The 13,652-nt window shown below is 72.7% G+C and carries 13 protein-coding genes and 1 riboswitch; of the genes, 4 read left to right on the plus strand and 9 right to left on the minus strand.

Annotated elements, in window-relative coordinates; genetic code table 11:
* Positions 1–30 precede the first annotated feature (30 nt).
* Complete coding sequence (locus tag OG689_RS18760; RefSeq protein WP_190212794.1) at positions 31–1,668, plus strand: DNA repair helicase XPB; 1,638 nt, start codon at positions 31–33, stop codon at positions 1,666–1,668.
* Between the two features lie 82 nt (positions 1,669–1,750).
* On the opposite strand, the gene OG689_RS18765 is transcribed toward OG689_RS18760, so the two are convergent.
* Positions 1,751–1,963 carry a hypothetical protein gene (locus OG689_RS18765; RefSeq protein WP_266321820.1) on the minus strand — a complete coding sequence of 71 codons (213 nt, stop codon included), beginning with the start codon at positions 1,961–1,963 and terminating at the stop codon, positions 1,751–1,753.
* Positions 1,964–2,261: 298 nt separating this feature from the next.
* Here OG689_RS18765 and OG689_RS18770 point away from each other — a divergent pair, with 298 nt between their 5' ends.
* On the plus strand, positions 2,262–4,331 hold the full coding sequence (locus tag OG689_RS18770; RefSeq protein WP_266321822.1) for an ATP-binding domain-containing protein: 2,070 nt from the start codon (positions 2,262–2,264) through the stop codon (positions 4,329–4,331).
* Between the two features lie 82 nt (positions 4,332–4,413).
* Here OG689_RS18770 and OG689_RS18775 read toward each other — a convergent pair whose 3' ends face one another.
* From OG689_RS18775 to OG689_RS18785, 3 genes are all read right to left on the minus strand, one after another.
* On the minus strand, positions 4,414–5,100 hold the full coding sequence (locus tag OG689_RS18775; RefSeq protein WP_266321824.1) for a copper homeostasis protein CutC: 687 nt from the start codon (positions 5,098–5,100) through the stop codon (positions 4,414–4,416).
* A 112-nt stretch (positions 5,101–5,212) separates the two neighbouring features.
* Positions 5,213–6,154, minus strand: a complete 942-nt coding sequence (locus tag OG689_RS18780; protein ID WP_266321826.1) for a hypothetical protein — start codon at positions 6,152–6,154, stop codon at positions 5,213–5,215.
* Positions 6,151–6,498: a PadR family transcriptional regulator gene (locus OG689_RS18785; RefSeq protein WP_266321828.1), complete on the minus strand. Its 348-nt coding sequence runs from the start codon at positions 6,496–6,498 to the stop codon at positions 6,151–6,153. The genes OG689_RS18780 and OG689_RS18785 overlap by 4 nt, the downstream gene beginning before the upstream one ends.
* Positions 6,499–6,620: 122 nt before the next feature.
* Between OG689_RS18785 and OG689_RS18790 the strand changes: the two genes are divergently transcribed.
* Entirely contained in the window at positions 6,621–7,256 is a 636-nt protein-coding gene (locus OG689_RS18790) for an HD domain-containing protein (protein ID WP_266321830.1), read from the plus strand.
* Positions 7,257–7,311: 55 nt separating this feature from the next.
* Here OG689_RS18790 and OG689_RS18795 read toward each other — a convergent pair whose 3' ends face one another.
* From OG689_RS18795 to thrC, 5 genes are all read right to left on the minus strand, one after another.
* Positions 7,312–7,668 carry a hypothetical protein gene (locus OG689_RS18795; RefSeq protein WP_266321831.1) on the minus strand — a complete coding sequence of 119 codons (357 nt, stop codon included), beginning with the start codon at positions 7,666–7,668 and terminating at the stop codon, positions 7,312–7,314.
* 158 nt (positions 7,669–7,826) lie between these two features.
* Positions 7,827–9,449 (minus strand): chaperonin GroEL, encoded by a 1,623-nt coding sequence (gene groL, locus OG689_RS18800; RefSeq protein ID WP_073924018.1) that lies wholly within the window; start codon positions 9,447–9,449, stop codon positions 7,827–7,829.
* A gap of 393 nt (positions 9,450–9,842) precedes the next feature.
* Positions 9,843–10,046, minus strand: a complete 204-nt coding sequence (locus OG689_RS18805) for a cold-shock protein (RefSeq protein ID WP_030289665.1) — start codon at positions 10,044–10,046, stop codon at positions 9,843–9,845.
* A 613-nt stretch (positions 10,047–10,659) separates the two neighbouring features.
* A complete protein-coding gene (locus OG689_RS18810; protein ID WP_073924017.1) occupies positions 10,660–10,938 on the minus strand; it encodes a MoaD/ThiS family protein in 279 nt (92 codons plus the stop codon).
* A gap of 30 nt (positions 10,939–10,968) precedes the next feature.
* On the minus strand, positions 10,969–12,270 hold the full coding sequence (thrC, locus tag OG689_RS18815; protein WP_266321834.1) for a threonine synthase: 1,302 nt from the start codon (positions 12,268–12,270) through the stop codon (positions 10,969–10,971).
* A 17-nt stretch (positions 12,271–12,287) separates the two neighbouring features.
* Positions 12,288–12,421: riboswitch (SAM riboswitch) on the minus strand.
* Positions 12,422–12,601: 180 nt separating this feature from the next.
* On the opposite strand from thrC, the gene OG689_RS18820 reads away from it, so the two are divergent.
* The gene (locus tag OG689_RS18820; protein WP_266321836.1) at positions 12,602–13,633 is read left to right on the plus strand and encodes a glucosyl-3-phosphoglycerate synthase; all 1,032 of its coding nucleotides are present in this window, start codon (positions 12,602–12,604) and stop codon (positions 13,631–13,633) included.
* Positions 13,634–13,652: the final 19 nt, after the last annotated feature.

Below are 13,652 nucleotides of genomic sequence, written 5' to 3' on the forward strand. Positions count from 1 at the left end.
AGCAGCCGAACCGACGGAGGGCCTCCCCGCGTGAACGACGGACCGCTGATCGTCCAAAGCGACAAAACGCTCCTGCTGGAGATCGACCACCCCAAGGCCGCCGACTGCCGCCGGGTGATCGCCCCGTTCGCGGAGCTGGAGCGCGCGCCCGAGCACGTCCACACCTACCGGGTCACCCCGCTCGGCCTGTGGAACGCGCGCGCCGCCGGGCACGACGCCGAGCAGGTCGTCGACGCCCTGGTGAACTACTCGCGCTACCCCGTCCCGCACGCCCTGCTGGTGGACATCGCCGACACCATGGCCCGCTACGGGCGGCTGAAGCTCAGCAAGCACCCCACCCACGGCCTGGTGCTCACCACCACCGACCGCCCGGTGCTGGAGGAGGTGCTGCGCTCGAAGAAGATCATCCCGCTGGTCGGCGCCCGGGTCGACCCGGACACCGTCGTGGTGCACCCCTCCGAGCGCGGCCAGATCAAGCAGGTGCTGCTCAAACTCGGCTGGCCGGCCGAGGACTTCGCCGGGTACGTGGACGGCGAGGCGCACCCGATCGAGCTGGAGCAGGACGGCTGGACGCTGCGCCCGTACCAGCAGCAGGCCGTCGAGGGCTTCTGGCACGGCGGCTCCGGCGTGGTCGTGCTGCCCTGCGGCGCCGGCAAGACGCTGGTCGGCGCGGCGGCGATGGCCGAGGCCAAGTCGACCACGCTGATCCTGGTCACCAACACCGTCTCGGCCCGCCAGTGGAAGCACGAGCTGGTCAAGCGCACCACGCTGACCGAGGACGAGATCGGCGAGTACAGCGGCACCCGCAAGGAGATCCGCCCGGTCACCATCGCCACCTACCAGGTGATGACGACCAAGCGGAAGGGCACCTACGCGCACCTGGAACTGTTCGACGCCCGCAACTGGGGCCTGGTGGTCTACGACGAGGTGCACCTGCTGCCCGCGCCGGTCTTCAAGTTCACCGCCGACCTGCAGGCCCGCCGCCGGCTCGGCCTGACCGCGACCCTGGTGCGCGAGGACGGCCGCGAGGGCGACGTGTTCTCGCTGATCGGCCCGAAGCGGTTCGACGCGCCGTGGAAGGAGATCGAGGCGCAGGGCTACATCGCGCCCGCCGACTGCTGCGAGGTCCGGGTGACGCTGACCGACTCGGAGCGCCTCTCGTACGCCACCGCCGAGCCGGAGGAGCGGTACCGGTTCTGCGCCACCACCGCGACCAAGCGGCGGGTGGTGGAGGCGCTGGTCAAGAAGCACGAGAAGGACCAGACGCTGATCATCGGCCAGTACATCGACCAGCTCGACGAGCTGGGCGAGGTGCTGGACGCCCCCGTCATCAAGGGCGAGACCAGCAACGCCCAGCGCGAGAAGCTCTTCGAGGCGTTCCGCACCAAGGAGATCAGCGTCCTGGTGGTCTCCAAGGTCGCCAACTTCTCGATCGACCTGCCGGAGGCGACCGTCGCCATCCAGGTCTCCGGGACCTTCGGCTCCCGCCAGGAGGAGGCCCAGCGGCTCGGGCGCGTCCTGCGGCCGAAGGCGGACGGCCACTCGGCCCACTTCTACTCGGTGGTGGCCCGGGACACCGTGGACCAGGACTTCGCGGCCCACCGCCAGCGCTTCCTGGCCGAGCAGGGCTACGCGTACCGCATCATCGACGCGGACGACGTGCTGTAACCGAGGGGATCGCGGCGGCCCGGGGCGGCGCTGTTCGGGACGGACGGGGTTCGGGACGGACGAGGTTCGGGACGGACGGGGTTCAGTACCGGACGCCGTCGCGGCCCAGCAGCGTCACCCGGGCGACGGTGTCGAGCGCGATGCCGACGTTGCGCACGGCCCGCGCCAGCGGGTTGCGGCGGCGTCCGGGCCCGGCCGCCGTCGCGCCGCCGGGCGTGGTCCTGTTGCTTCTGGCTGTGCGCGCCCGGGGGGCCTTGGCCGCTGCCCGGGGCGCCGTTCCGTGACCGGTGCTCATGCCATCAACGGTAGGTTTTCGGACACCCCCGGCGCATCACCCGGAAGGCCCTCTCCGGCAGGACTTCGGTCGTCCTCCAGGTGTACGGGGATCTCAGGGACGACCGGGGTTTATTCGGTTAGCACCCTGAGGCCGGCGGGTCTAGGATTCTTCGTCTGCCCCCTCCCGAACCGTGGTGCCCGCTGACTTGCGCAGGCAGCCGGGGGAGGCGCCTGCCGCTTGGTAACCGGCCGGCTGTCCCCCACACGTGCGCTTCACGAGTCCGCTGCCCCCTACGGGTCAGCCGGGAAGGTCCGCTGTGCCCGCCACCTCCTCCACCGACCCCCTCCAGCGCGAGCGCGACCACCTCGCCGCCTCCCGCACCGCCCTGCGCGTGATGCGCGAGGACGTCGAATCGCTGGACACCACCGACGTGACCGGCACCTGGGTCACCGCGATCGTCCTGAACAAGCAGATCGAGGCCAGGATCGCCGCGCTGGCCGACCTCGCCCACACCCCGCTGTTCTTCGGCCGCCTGGACTACCTGCACGCGATCAGCGAAGAGCTGGCCGAGGGCGCCACCGGCGAGAGCTTCTACATCGGCCGCCGGCACGTGCACGACGCGGCCGGCGACCCGATGGTGATCGACTGGCGGGCCCCCGTCTCGCAGCCGTTCTACCGCGCCAGCCGGACCGACCCGCAGGACGTCGAGCGCCGCCGCCGCTTCGGCTACACCGGCGGCGAGCTGACCGCGTACGAGGACGAGCACCTGACCGACCCGGCGGAGACCGACGCCGCCTCGGCGCTGCTGGCCGCCGAGATCGAGAAGCCGCGCGTCGGCCCGATGCGGGACATCGTGGCCACCATCCAGCCCGAGCAGGACGAGATCGTCCGGGCCGACGTCGGTGGCACCGTCTGCGTCCAGGGCGCCCCCGGCACCGGGAAGACCGCCGTCGGCCTGCACCGGGTCGCCTACCTGCTGTACGCGCACCGCGAGCGGCTGGCCCGCACCGGCACCCTGGTGATCGGCCCCAACGACGCCTTCCTCTCGTACATCGAGCAGGTGCTCCCGGCGCTCGGCGAGCTGGCGGTGGCGCAGTCCACCGTGCAGCAGCTGGTGGCGCACGTGGAGGTGCGAGCCGAGGACGACCCCGAGGCCGCCAGGCTGAAGGGCGACGCCCGGATGGCCGAGGTGCTGCGCCGGGCCGTCCGCGCCGGGATCGCCCTGCCCACCGAGCCGTGCGTGGTGGTGCGCGGCTCGCGCCGCTGGCGGGTGCCGGTGCACGAGCTCACCGGGATCGTCGAGGAGCTGAAGGCCCGCGACATCCGCTACGGCGCGGCGCGGGAGGCCATGCCGCAGCGGATCGCGCACGCCGTGCTGCTCAAGATGGAGCAGGGCGGCGAGGCCCCGGACGACCGGGTGCAGGACGCCGTGGCAAGGAACGCCCAGGTCAAGGCCGTGGTGAAGGCCTGCTGGCCGCCGGTGGACCCGGCGAAGCTGGTGCACCGGCTGGTCAACGAGCCGGAGTTCCTGGCCGCCTGCGCGGACGGCCTCCTGGACGAGGAGGAGCAGCGCGCGGTGCTCCGGGCCAAGCCCGGCCGTTCGGTGAAGACCGCCCCCTGGACGCCGGCGGACGCCGTCCTGGTCGACGAGGCGACCGACCTAGTGCAGCGCACCGCCTCGCTCGGCCATGTCGTGCTGGACGAGGCCCAGGACCTCTCCCCCATGCAGTACCGGGCGGTCGGGCGCCGCTGCAGCACCGGCTCGGCCACCGTCCTCGGGGACATCGCCCAGGGCACCACCCCGTGGGCCACCGCCGACTGGCCGCAGGCCCTGCACCACCTGGGCAAGCCCGGGGCCCACATCGAGGAGCTCACCAAGGGCTTCCGCGTCCCCGAGGAGGTGATCGCGTACGCCTCCCGGCTGCTGCCCGCGATCGCGCCCGGCCTGGCGCCGGCCACCTCGGTGCGTGACGCACCCGGCTCGCTGACCGTCGACCGGGTCGAGGACGACCTCGACGCCGCCGTGGTCGCGGCCTGCCGCGAGGCGCTCGCCCACGAGGGCTCGACCGGCCTGATCGCGGCCGACGCCCGGATCCCGGCCCTGGCCGAGGCGCTGGACGCGGCCGGCCTCGGCCACCTGGTGCCCGGCACCGAGACCACCTCGACGGCCCGGCTGACGCTCGTCCCCGCCTCGCTCGCCAAGGGTCTGGAGTACGACTACGTGGTGCTGGACGAGCCCGCCGCCGTGGTCGCCGGCGAGCCGGACGAGCGGACCGGCCTGCGCCGGCTGTACGTGGCGCTGACCCGTGCCGTCTCCGGCCTGACGGTGCTGCACTCGCAGCCGCTGCCGGAGCAGTTGGCGGCCGTACCGGCAGCCGTGGGCTGACGCCGCAGGGGCGGCCGACGTGCCGGCCGCCCCTCTCCGACAGCGCCCGGCCCGCCTCGCGTACGGGGAGCGCCGGTGCTGGTCAGGCGTCGATCAGGGCCCGCCACTCGGCGACCCTGGCCGGGTCCACCGGGGAGTCCCAGCCGGCGACCCGGACGGCGCCGCCGACGTGGAACGCGTCGAAGCCGGCCGCCCGCAGACCGGGCACGTGCTCGGCGCGCAGGCCGCCGCCGATCAGGATCCGCTGGGCGTAGCCGGGCTCGCCGGCCCGGGCGAGTTCGGCGGCGAGGAGCTCCCGGCCCGCGTCGACCCCGGCGGGCGCGCCGGAGGTGAGGAAGGTGTCCAGGCCAGGCAGGGCGCCGACGGCGGCCCTGACGGCGGCCCGGTCGGCGCTGTGGTCGAGCGCCCGGTGGAAGGTCCAGCGGCAGCCCGCGACGGCCTCGGCCACCGCCTCGGTGGCGGCCAGGTCGACGCTGCCGTCGGCGGCCAGGAAGCCGAACACGAACTCGTCCGCGCCCTCGGCGCGCAGCTCGGCGGCGCGGGCCAGCAGTTCGTCCAATCCGCCGGGCGCGAAGCCGTCCTGGATCCGCAGCATGACCCGCAGCGGCAGGTCCACGGCGGCGCGGATCTTGGCGAAGTCCTCCACCGAGGGGGTCAGCCCGTCGGCGGCCATGTCCGTGACCAGTTCGAGCCGGTCGGCTCCGCCGGCTTCGGCGGCCTGGGCATCCTGGGCGGTCAGCGCGATGACTTCGAAGATTGGTCTAGACATATCGGTAGCCTGCCACATCACCCCGCCCGGCGGCGAGCCCCCCGCCGCGACGGATCCGCCACTCCCCCCGGGACGGGTGCCGCCCCTTACTCGGCCACCGGCCGCGGGCCCCTCACTCCGCCACCGGCCGCGGACCCCCCGCCCCCGGCCCCTTCGGCCGGGTCAGCCGCAGGACGACGACCACCCCCGCCGCCACCAGCAGCGCGAACGGCAGCATGATCCCGCCCGTCCCCAGGGCGTCGCCCGCCGCGACGGCGAAGATCCCCAGCGCCGACGGCGCCAACGCGACCAGCAGCGCGAGCGGCAGCACCTGCCCGCGCCGGACCCCGACGAACGCCACCACGGCCACCGCCGCCGCCAGCAGCGGAAGCGGCGCGACGACGCCGGCCGTCCCGAAGTAGGCCCGGCCCGGCAGCACGCTCTGCACCACGCCGAACAGGAATCCCGCCAGGACGAGCAGGCGCCGGCCCCAGGTCACCCGGCCCAGCAGGTCCACCGGCGCGGCCGGCACGCTGAGCCCCCAGAGCGCGGCCGGCACCGAGAAGGCCGACATCCTGGCGAGCAGCGAGAGGTTCGGCATCTCCCGGGTGGCCGCCCAGTACCCGAGCACCAGCGCGACCGGCGCCACGACGACGGCCGGCACCGCCAGCATCCGGGCCGGCTTCCAGCTGCCGAACAGCACGCCCAGCACCGCCACCACCGGCAGCACCGAGAGCAGGGTCAGCAGCAGCCACGTCCCGCCGCCGGCGCGGGGGTCGGGCAGCCCCTCGAAGGCCGTGATCACCAGGACCAGCCCCGCGTGGCCGGCCGCCGCACCGACCGCGAACGGCGCGACCATGGCCAGCGCCCGGCCGGGCAGCCCGGCGGAGGTCAGCCCGGTGCGCAGCCGCAGCCCGTAGGCGCCCAGGTCGAAGGCCTCCCGCAGGGTCGCCGTGCGCCCCGCGCCGGCGGTGGAGTCGGTGAAGACGTCGGCCAGCTCCTCGCCGCGCTCGCGGCGGTAGCCGGCCGGGTAGAGCCGCAGTGCGGCCCGCAGCACCGTGTCGGAGATGGTCATGCGAAGGCCCCCTTGATCCTCGGACGGATGACGGTCAGCCGGCGGTCCGCCTCCGCGACCACCGCGCGCAGCCGGTCGGCCTCGGCGGCGAGCGCGGTGCGGCCGGCGTCGGCGAGCGCGTAGGTGCGGCGGGCCCGGCCGTCCACGACCGCCTCGCTCTCGACCCTGATCAGGCCTTGCTGGAGCAGCCGGTCGAGGGCGCCGTAGAGCGTGCCGGTGCGCATCCGGACCCGGCCGCCGGAGATCGCGGCGATCTCCTGGATGAGCGCGTAGCCGTGCCTGGGGGCATCGGCGAGAGCAGTGAGCAGAAGCAGCGTCGGCTCCTGCATGGAGCGTTCTGTCATGGGTCTATATATATCGGCGAACTACATATGCTGTCCACTGGAATCAGTAGCCGGGCCGCTCCCCCGGCGCGGCCCGCCGGGGCGCCCGACGGCCCGGCCGGCCGCCACGCCACAATGTCCCCATGCCGTCGCCCGAAACCCTCACCGACCGCTGGTCCGCCCTGCTGCGCCGCTGCGGCGCGGGCGTCGACCCCGAGCCCTACGGGCGCGAGCTGCTGCGGCGCTGGGCCGAGCCGCAGCGCAGGTACCACACCACCGAGCACCTGCGGGCCGTGCTGGACCACATCGACACCCTCGCCGGGCACGCCGACGACCCGGACACCGTCCGGCTGGCGGCCTGGTTCCACGACGCCGTCTACAAGCCGGACCGCTCCGAGAACGAGGAACGCAGTGCGGCCCTCGCCGTCCGGGCGCTGGCCGAGGCCGGGCTGCCCGAGCGGCAGGTGGCCGAGGTCGCCCGGCTGGTCCGGCTCACCGTCACCCACCACCCCGAGCCCGGCGACCGGGACGGCGAGGTGCTCTGCGACGCCGACCTGGCCGTCCTCGGCGGCCCGCCCGAGGCGTACGCCGCCTACGCGGCCGCCGTCCGGGAGGAGTACGCCTTCGTGCCGGACGAGGCCTTCCGGGCCGGGCGCGCGGAGATTCTGCGCGGGCTGCTCGCGCTGCCGGCGCTCTACCGGACCCCGGCCGCCCTGGAGCGCTTCGACGCGGCCGCCCGGGCGAACCTGGCCGCGGAGCTCGGGCGGCTGGAAGGCTGAGCGGCCGGGCGCGGCACCAGGCGGGCGGGCCCGGCCGGAAGGGGCCCGGAGGCGATCAGCCCAGCTGCCCGACCGGCGCGACCACAGCGGCCTCCTTGCCGCACACCCAGTGCGGGTCGGGCCCCAGCTCGGGCTCCACGCTCAGCGCGTGCGGGTCCCCGTCCAGTGCGCAGGCCGAGCAGAGCGGCCAGCGGCCGTAGGCCTCCAGCAGCGCGTCCTGGACGTCCTGGGCGACCAGCCCGAGCACGAACCCGGTGCCGTCCGGCCACTGCTCCAGCCACCACCGGCGGTGCGTGACGGCGTCCTCGACCAGCGAGACGACGGCGGCTTCCGCCACGTCCCGGGCGCTGAGGTCGGCGAGGATCAGCGCCCTCGCGCTGTGCAGGGCTGCTTCGATTTCAGGGCTGGACATCCGCCCATTGTCCCGCACCGGCCGCTCGCCCCGGCGCCGGGCGGACGGCGAACGCCGGGCAGCGCCGGGGAACGCCGGGCAGCGCCGGGGAACGCCGCGAGGGCGGCCCCCCGAAGGGGACCGCCCTCGCGATCAGAACCGACTGACCCTCGGAAGGATCAGAAGTCCATGTCGCCACCCGGCATGCCGCCGCCCGCGGGGGCACCGGCCTTCTCGGGCTTGTCGGCGATGACGGCCTCGGTGGTGAGGAAGAGCGCCGCGATGGAGGCGGCGTTCTGCAGCGCCGAGCGGGTGACCTTCGCCGGGTCGATGATGCCCGCGGCGATGAGGTCGACGTACTCGTTGGTGGCGGCGTTCAGACCGTGACCGGCGGGGAGGTTGCGCACCTTCTCCACCACGACACCGCCCTCGAGGCCGGCGTTGACCGCGATCTGCTTGATCGGGGCCTCCAGCGCCACGCGGACGATGTTGGCACCGGTGGCCTCGTCGCCCTCCAGCTCCAGCTTGTCGAACGCGACACCGGCCTGCAGCAGCGCGACGCCACCACCGGCGACGATGCCCTCCTCGACGGCGGCCTTCGCGTTGCGGACGGCGTCCTCGATGCGGTGCTTGCGCTCCTTGAGCTCCACCTCGGTCGCCGCGCCGGCCTTGATGACGGCCACGCCGCCGGCCAGCTTGGCGAGGCGCTCCTGGAGCTTCTCGCGGTCGTAGTCCGAGTCGCTGTTCTCGATCTCGGCGCGGATCTGGTTGACCCGACCGGCGACCTGGTCGCTGTCGCCGCCACCGTCGACGATGGTGGTCTCGTCCTTGGTGATGACCACCTTGCGGGCGGTGCCCAGCAGGTCGACGCCGGCGTTCTCCAGCTTGAGGCCGACCTCCTCGGAGATGACGGTGCCACCGGTGAGGATGGCGATGTCGCCGAGCATGGCCTTGCGGCGGTCACCGAAGCCCGGGGCCTTGACGGCGACGGACTTGAAGGTGCCACGGATCTTGTTCACGACCAGGGTCGACAGGGCCTCGCCCTCGACGTCCTCGGCGATGATGACCAGCGGCTTGCCGCTCTGCATGACCTTCTCCAGCAGCGGGAGGAGGTCCTTGACCGAGCCGATCTTGGAGTTGGCGATCAGGATGTAGGGGTCCTCGAACGAGGCCTCCATCCGCTCCAGGTCGGTGGCGAAGTACGCCGAGATGTAGCCCTTGTCGAAGCGCATGCCCTCGGTGAGCTCGAGCTCAAGACCGAAGGTGTTGCTCTCCTCGACGGTGATGACGCCTTCCTTGCCGACCTTGTCCATCGCCTCGGCGATGAGCTCGCCGATCTGGGTGTCGGCGGCGGAGATGGAGGCGGTGGAGGCGATCTGCTCCTTGGTCTCCACGTCCTTGGCCTGGGCGAGCAGCTGGTCGGAGACGGCCTTGACGGCCTTCTCGATACCGCGCTTCAGGGCCATCGGGTTGGCACCGGCGGCAACGTTGCGCAGGCCTTCCTTGACCAGGGCCTGGGCCAGGACGGTGGCGGTGGTGGTGCCGTCGCCAGCGACGTCGTCCGTCTTCTTGGCGACCTCCTTGACGAGCTCGGCACCGATCTTCTCGTAGGGGTCCTCGAGCTCGATCTCCTTGGCGATGGAGACACCGTCGTTGGTGATCGTGGGGGCGCCCCACTTCTTCTCAAGGACGACGTTGCGGCCCTTGGGGCCGAGCGTCACCTTGACAGCGTCGGCAAGCTGGTTCATCCCGCGCTCAAGGCCGCGGCGAGCTTCCTCGTCAAACGCGATGATCTTTGCCATGTGAAGTGGTCCTCCGAGACGGCGGTGAATGCTCGGACCGGAAGGTGCCCGCGACGGACGGCCCTGGTGTGCGGGGGTCCTTTCCCCTACCGCTCCCGGGGGCCTCACCGACCCGGTCCGTTGTCACTCTCAAGCTGTGAGTGCTAACGCCAATGATTAGCACTCCGGCATGGCGAGTGCAAGCCCCGTCGAGGATCCGGCCGGTCGCGTCCCCCCTCCCGCAGCACTCCCGGGGGGCCGGACCGGCACCGACGGCTCCGGTACGCACCATCCGGTCCGCGCCGCCGGGGCCGGACATGCCGGCGGGCCCGCACGACGTGAGTCGTACGGGCCCGCCGGTCGAAGCGGATCACCAGCCCGTGGGCCGAGCCGAGGCTCCGGGGTCCGGAAAGGTCAGACCGCCGCGCGGACCATGTCCGCCTGCGGGCCCTTCTGTCCCTGGGAGATCTCGAACTCGACCCGCTGGCCCTCCTCGAGGGTGCGGTAGCCGTCCATCTGGATCGCGCTGTAGTGGACGAACACGTCCGCACCACCGTCGACCGCGATGAAGCCGTAGCCCTTCTCCGCGTTGAACCACTTGACGGTGCCCTGAGCCATTCCGAACTCCCCTAGTGCTGTGCTGGCCCTTCACGGATCCCGCAGGTCGCGGGCCCGGGTCTGGTTAGAGGCCGGCCCGGGGAACCCCCCCTGAGCGCAGCCGTGCACGCCGCAGTCGCCCGTTCCCGAGCCACCGGACGGTGGCCCTTCGAGCGGGTGAATGCGTCGACCGCGGCTGAATGTATCCGTATCAACGCCCTCTGCAACAGGCCCCACTGCTGGGAATTCACAGCACTCGGCGGGGGGCAGTCCAGGATGAATGTGGAGAAATTCGGCATTTCACGCCGGGCATACCGGACGAATTGCGCAAATCGCAGCAGGAATTCTGACACCTGCCTGACATGTTTCACAGGCACGACACAAGCGCCGGTCTCAGTGGCCGAGCTGGCAAGGTCGTACGGGGCGCCCGCGGGGGCGGAGATCCGCCGGCGGGGGAGGGGGCCCGATCATCGGCTGTCGCACACTTTACTCCGCCGCGGGCGGCCGAATTCCCACCCAAGTGCGGCGAGCCGCCTCCCCGACCGGAAAATGGAATTCCGGACGTGAAGGCGGCTCGTGGGTGCGGGACCCCGCCCGGGCGACCCGGGCGGGCTCGGCGCGCGGCCGATCGGGCTCAGCAGCCGCCGGCCACCGCGGGGATGATCGAGACGCTGGCGCCGTCCTTGATCTCGGTCGCCAGGCCCTCGGCGAAGCGCACGTCGTCGTCGTTCACGTAGATGTTGACGAAGCGGCGCAGCTTGCCCGTGTCGTCGAGCACCCGGGCGGCGATGCCGGCGTGGTTCTTCTCCAGGTCGGCGATGACCTCGGCGAGGGTCGCGCCCTCGGCTGCCACCTCGGCGGCGCCGCCGGTGTAGGTGCGCAGGATGGTCGGGATGCGGACGTTGGCGCTCATGGCGGTGGCTCTCCTAGCGGGGTGGGGGGATCAGGCGGACGCGAGACCGGCCGACCGGAAGGACTCCAGCGTCGGGCGGATGGTCGCGGTCAGACCGGCATCGGCCACCGCGTCCAGGGTCTTGAGGCCGTCGCCGGTGTTGATCGCGACGGTCTCCTTCGCCGGGTCCAGCTGCCCGGTCTCGACCAGCTTCTTGAGCACGCCGATGGTCACCCCGCCGGCGGTCTCCGCGAAGATGCCCTCGGTGCGGGCCAGCAGCTTGATCGCCTCGACCACCTCGGCGTCCGTGACATCCTCGACGGCGCCGCCGGTGCGGCGGGCGATGTCCAGCACGTACGGGCCGTCCGCCGGGTTGCCGATGGCCAGCGACTTGGCGATGGTGTCCGGCTTGACCGGGCGGATCACGTCCCGGCCCGCCTTGAAGGCGGCGGAGACCGGGGAGCAGCCCTCCGCCTGGGCGCCGAAGATCCGGTAGGGCCGGTCCTCGACCAGGCCGAGCTTGATCAGCTCCTGCAGACCCTTGTCGATCTTGGTGAGCTGGGAGCCCGAGGCGATCGGGATCACGATCTGCTCCGGCAGGCGCCAGCCCAGCTGCTCGCAGATCTCGTAGGCCAGGGTCTTGGAGCCCTCGCCGTAGTACGGCCGCAGGTTGACGTTGACGAAGCCCCAGCCCTCGCCGGCCGGGTCGCCGATCAGCTCCGAGCAGAAGCGGTTCACGTCGTCGTAGTTGCCCTCGATGCCGACCAGCTCGCCGCCGTACACCCCGGCCATGACGATCTTGCCCTGCTCCAGGTCGTGCGGGATGAACACGCAGGACTTGAAACCGGCCCGGGCGGCCGCCGCGCCCACCGCACCGGCCAGGTTGCCGGTCGAGGAGCAGGAGAGGGTGGTGAAACCGAACGCGCGGGCCGCCTCGATGGCGCAGGCCACCACGCGGTCCTTGAAGGAGTGGGTCGGGTTGCCCGAGTCGTCCTTGACGTGCAGCTGGGCGGTGAAACCCAGCTCGCGGCCCAGGTTGTCGGCCTTCACCAGCGGGGTCCAGCCCGGGTTCAGATTGGGCTTGGAGGCGACGTCCGCGGGGACGGGCAGCAGCGGGGCGTAGCGCCAGATCGACGCCGGGCCGGCCTCGATCCGCTTGCGCAGGTCGGCCGCCTCGGCGGAACCGAAGTCGTACGCGATCTCCAGCGGGCCGAAACACTCCAGGCACGCGAAGCTCGGGCCGAGCGGGAACCGGGTGCCGCACTCCCGACAGGACAGTGCGGTGGCGGGGCCGAGGTCGACGGAAGCGGTCACGTCTGCGGCGCCGGGAGCGGTGGTCGCGGTGGTAGCCATGATGGCGGAGGCCTCTCTCCTCATCTTCCCCATGACGCGGGCGCGCCACAGGACGGAATTGGCACCTGTCCCGCCACAGTCGCCGAAGCTGCCGTGCGAGAAGGTTGCCGGGACGTCGACGGGCCGTTCCCTCAGTCCCTCTGGATGAGCTCTGTGAAGTTGTGGTCCTGCGCAGCGGGCAACCCCGGCGTGCGAAGGTCTATGCGCTGTACGAAGACTGTATCCGAAGGCGTCAACCGCCAAGCGGTCCGTCCGCCAAGCGAGATGCCCCGGCGAGTGGAACCGCCTCACCCGACCCGCGCCGCCGAGGCGCCCCAGCAAGGAGTGTGCCGTGCCTGCCGAGCTGCCCCCCGCGCTTCTCCCGGAGGTGGCGTCCTGGCTGCGCCGCCGGTCCTGGAGCGCGGCCGACCGACCGGTGCACAGCCTGCTCGCCGCCAAGGAGGCGGCCGGCCCGGCCGGGACGATCAGCGTGGTGCTGCCCGCCCTGGACGAGGAGTCGACCGTCGGAGCCATCGTCTCGGTGATCCGCCGGGAGCTGATGGAGCGTCTGCCGCTGGTCGACGAACTGGTGGTGGTCGACTCGGGCTCGGCGGACCGCACCGCCGAGGTGGCCGCCGAGGCCGGCGCGCGGGTCGTGCACCGGGACGCGATACTGCCCCGGTTGCCCGCCGAGCCCGGCAAGGGCGAGGTGCTCTGGCGCTCCCTGCTGGCCACCTCCGGCGAGATCGTCTGCTTCGTGGACGCCGACCTGCGCGAGTTCGACCCGGCCTTCGTCTCGGGCATCGTCGGCCCGCTGCTGACCGATCCGGGCATCCAGCTGGTCAAGGCGATGTACGACCGGCCGTACGAGCTGCCGGGGGCCGGCGCCGACGGGGACGCCACCATCGACCCGGTCGGCGGCGGCCGGGTCACCGAGCTGGTCGCCCGCCCGCTGCTCAACCTGCACTGGCCGGAACTCGCCGGTTTCGTCCAGCCGCTGGGCGGCGAGTACGCGGCCCGCCGCTCGCTGCTGGAGCGGCTGCCGTTCCCCACCGGCTACGGCGTGGAGCTCGGCCTGCTGGTGGACGCCCTGGAGACGGCCGGCCTGGACGCGCTCGCCCAGGTGGACGTGGGGGTGCGCCACCACCGCCACCAGGACAGCCAGGCGCTCGGCCGGATGGCCGCGACCATCTACCGCACCGCCCTGGAGCGGCTGGACCGCACCCACCGGCTCAAGGCCTCCGCCGACCTGGTGCACCCGCTGCTGACCCAGTTCACCCGGACCGGCGCGGGCTTCACCGCCCGCACCCACCCGGTCGGCGCGCTGGAGCGGCCGCCGATGCACACCGTCCCCGAGTATGTGAGCCGTCACAGCGGGTACTAGCCCGTCTCCAGGAAGTTTG

It is taken from the genome of Kitasatospora sp. NBC_00240 (genome assembly GCF_026342405.1).
Taxonomy (GTDB): Bacteria; Actinomycetota; Actinomycetes; order Streptomycetales; family Streptomycetaceae; genus Kitasatospora.

Bases quoted from the DNA above. Each gene is read 5' to 3' on its own strand.
- OG689_RS18790 (WP_266321830.1), top strand. From the start codon at position 6,621: ATGCCGTCGCCCGAAACCCTCACCGACCGCTGGTCCGCCCTGCTGCGC.
- OG689_RS18795 (WP_266321831.1), bottom strand. From the start codon at position 7,668: ATGTCCAGCCCTGAAATCGAAGCAGCCCTGCACAGCGCGAGGGCGCTG.
- OG689_RS18765 (WP_266321820.1), bottom strand. From the start codon at position 1,963: ATGAGCACCGGTCACGGAACGGCGCCCCGGGCAGCGGCCAAGGCCCCC.
- OG689_RS18780 (WP_266321826.1), bottom strand. From the start codon at position 6,154: ATGACCATCTCCGACACGGTGCTGCGGGCCGCACTGCGGCTCTACCCG.
- OG689_RS18810 (WP_073924017.1), bottom strand. From the start codon at position 10,938: ATGAGCGCCAACGTCCGCATCCCGACCATCCTGCGCACCTACACCGGC.
- groL (WP_073924018.1), bottom strand. From the start codon at position 9,449: ATGGCAAAGATCATCGCGTTTGACGAGGAAGCTCGCCGCGGCCTTGAG.
- OG689_RS18775 (WP_266321824.1), bottom strand. From the start codon at position 5,100: ATGTCTAGACCAATCTTCGAAGTCATCGCGCTGACCGCCCAGGATGCC.
- OG689_RS18805 (WP_030289665.1), bottom strand. From the start codon at position 10,046: ATGGCTCAGGGCACCGTCAAGTGGTTCAACGCGGAGAAGGGCTACGGC.
- thrC (WP_266321834.1), bottom strand. From the start codon at position 12,270: ATGGCTACCACCGCGACCACCGCTCCCGGCGCCGCAGACGTGACCGCT.
- OG689_RS18785 (WP_266321828.1), bottom strand. From the start codon at position 6,498: ATGACAGAACGCTCCATGCAGGAGCCGACGCTGCTTCTGCTCACTGCT.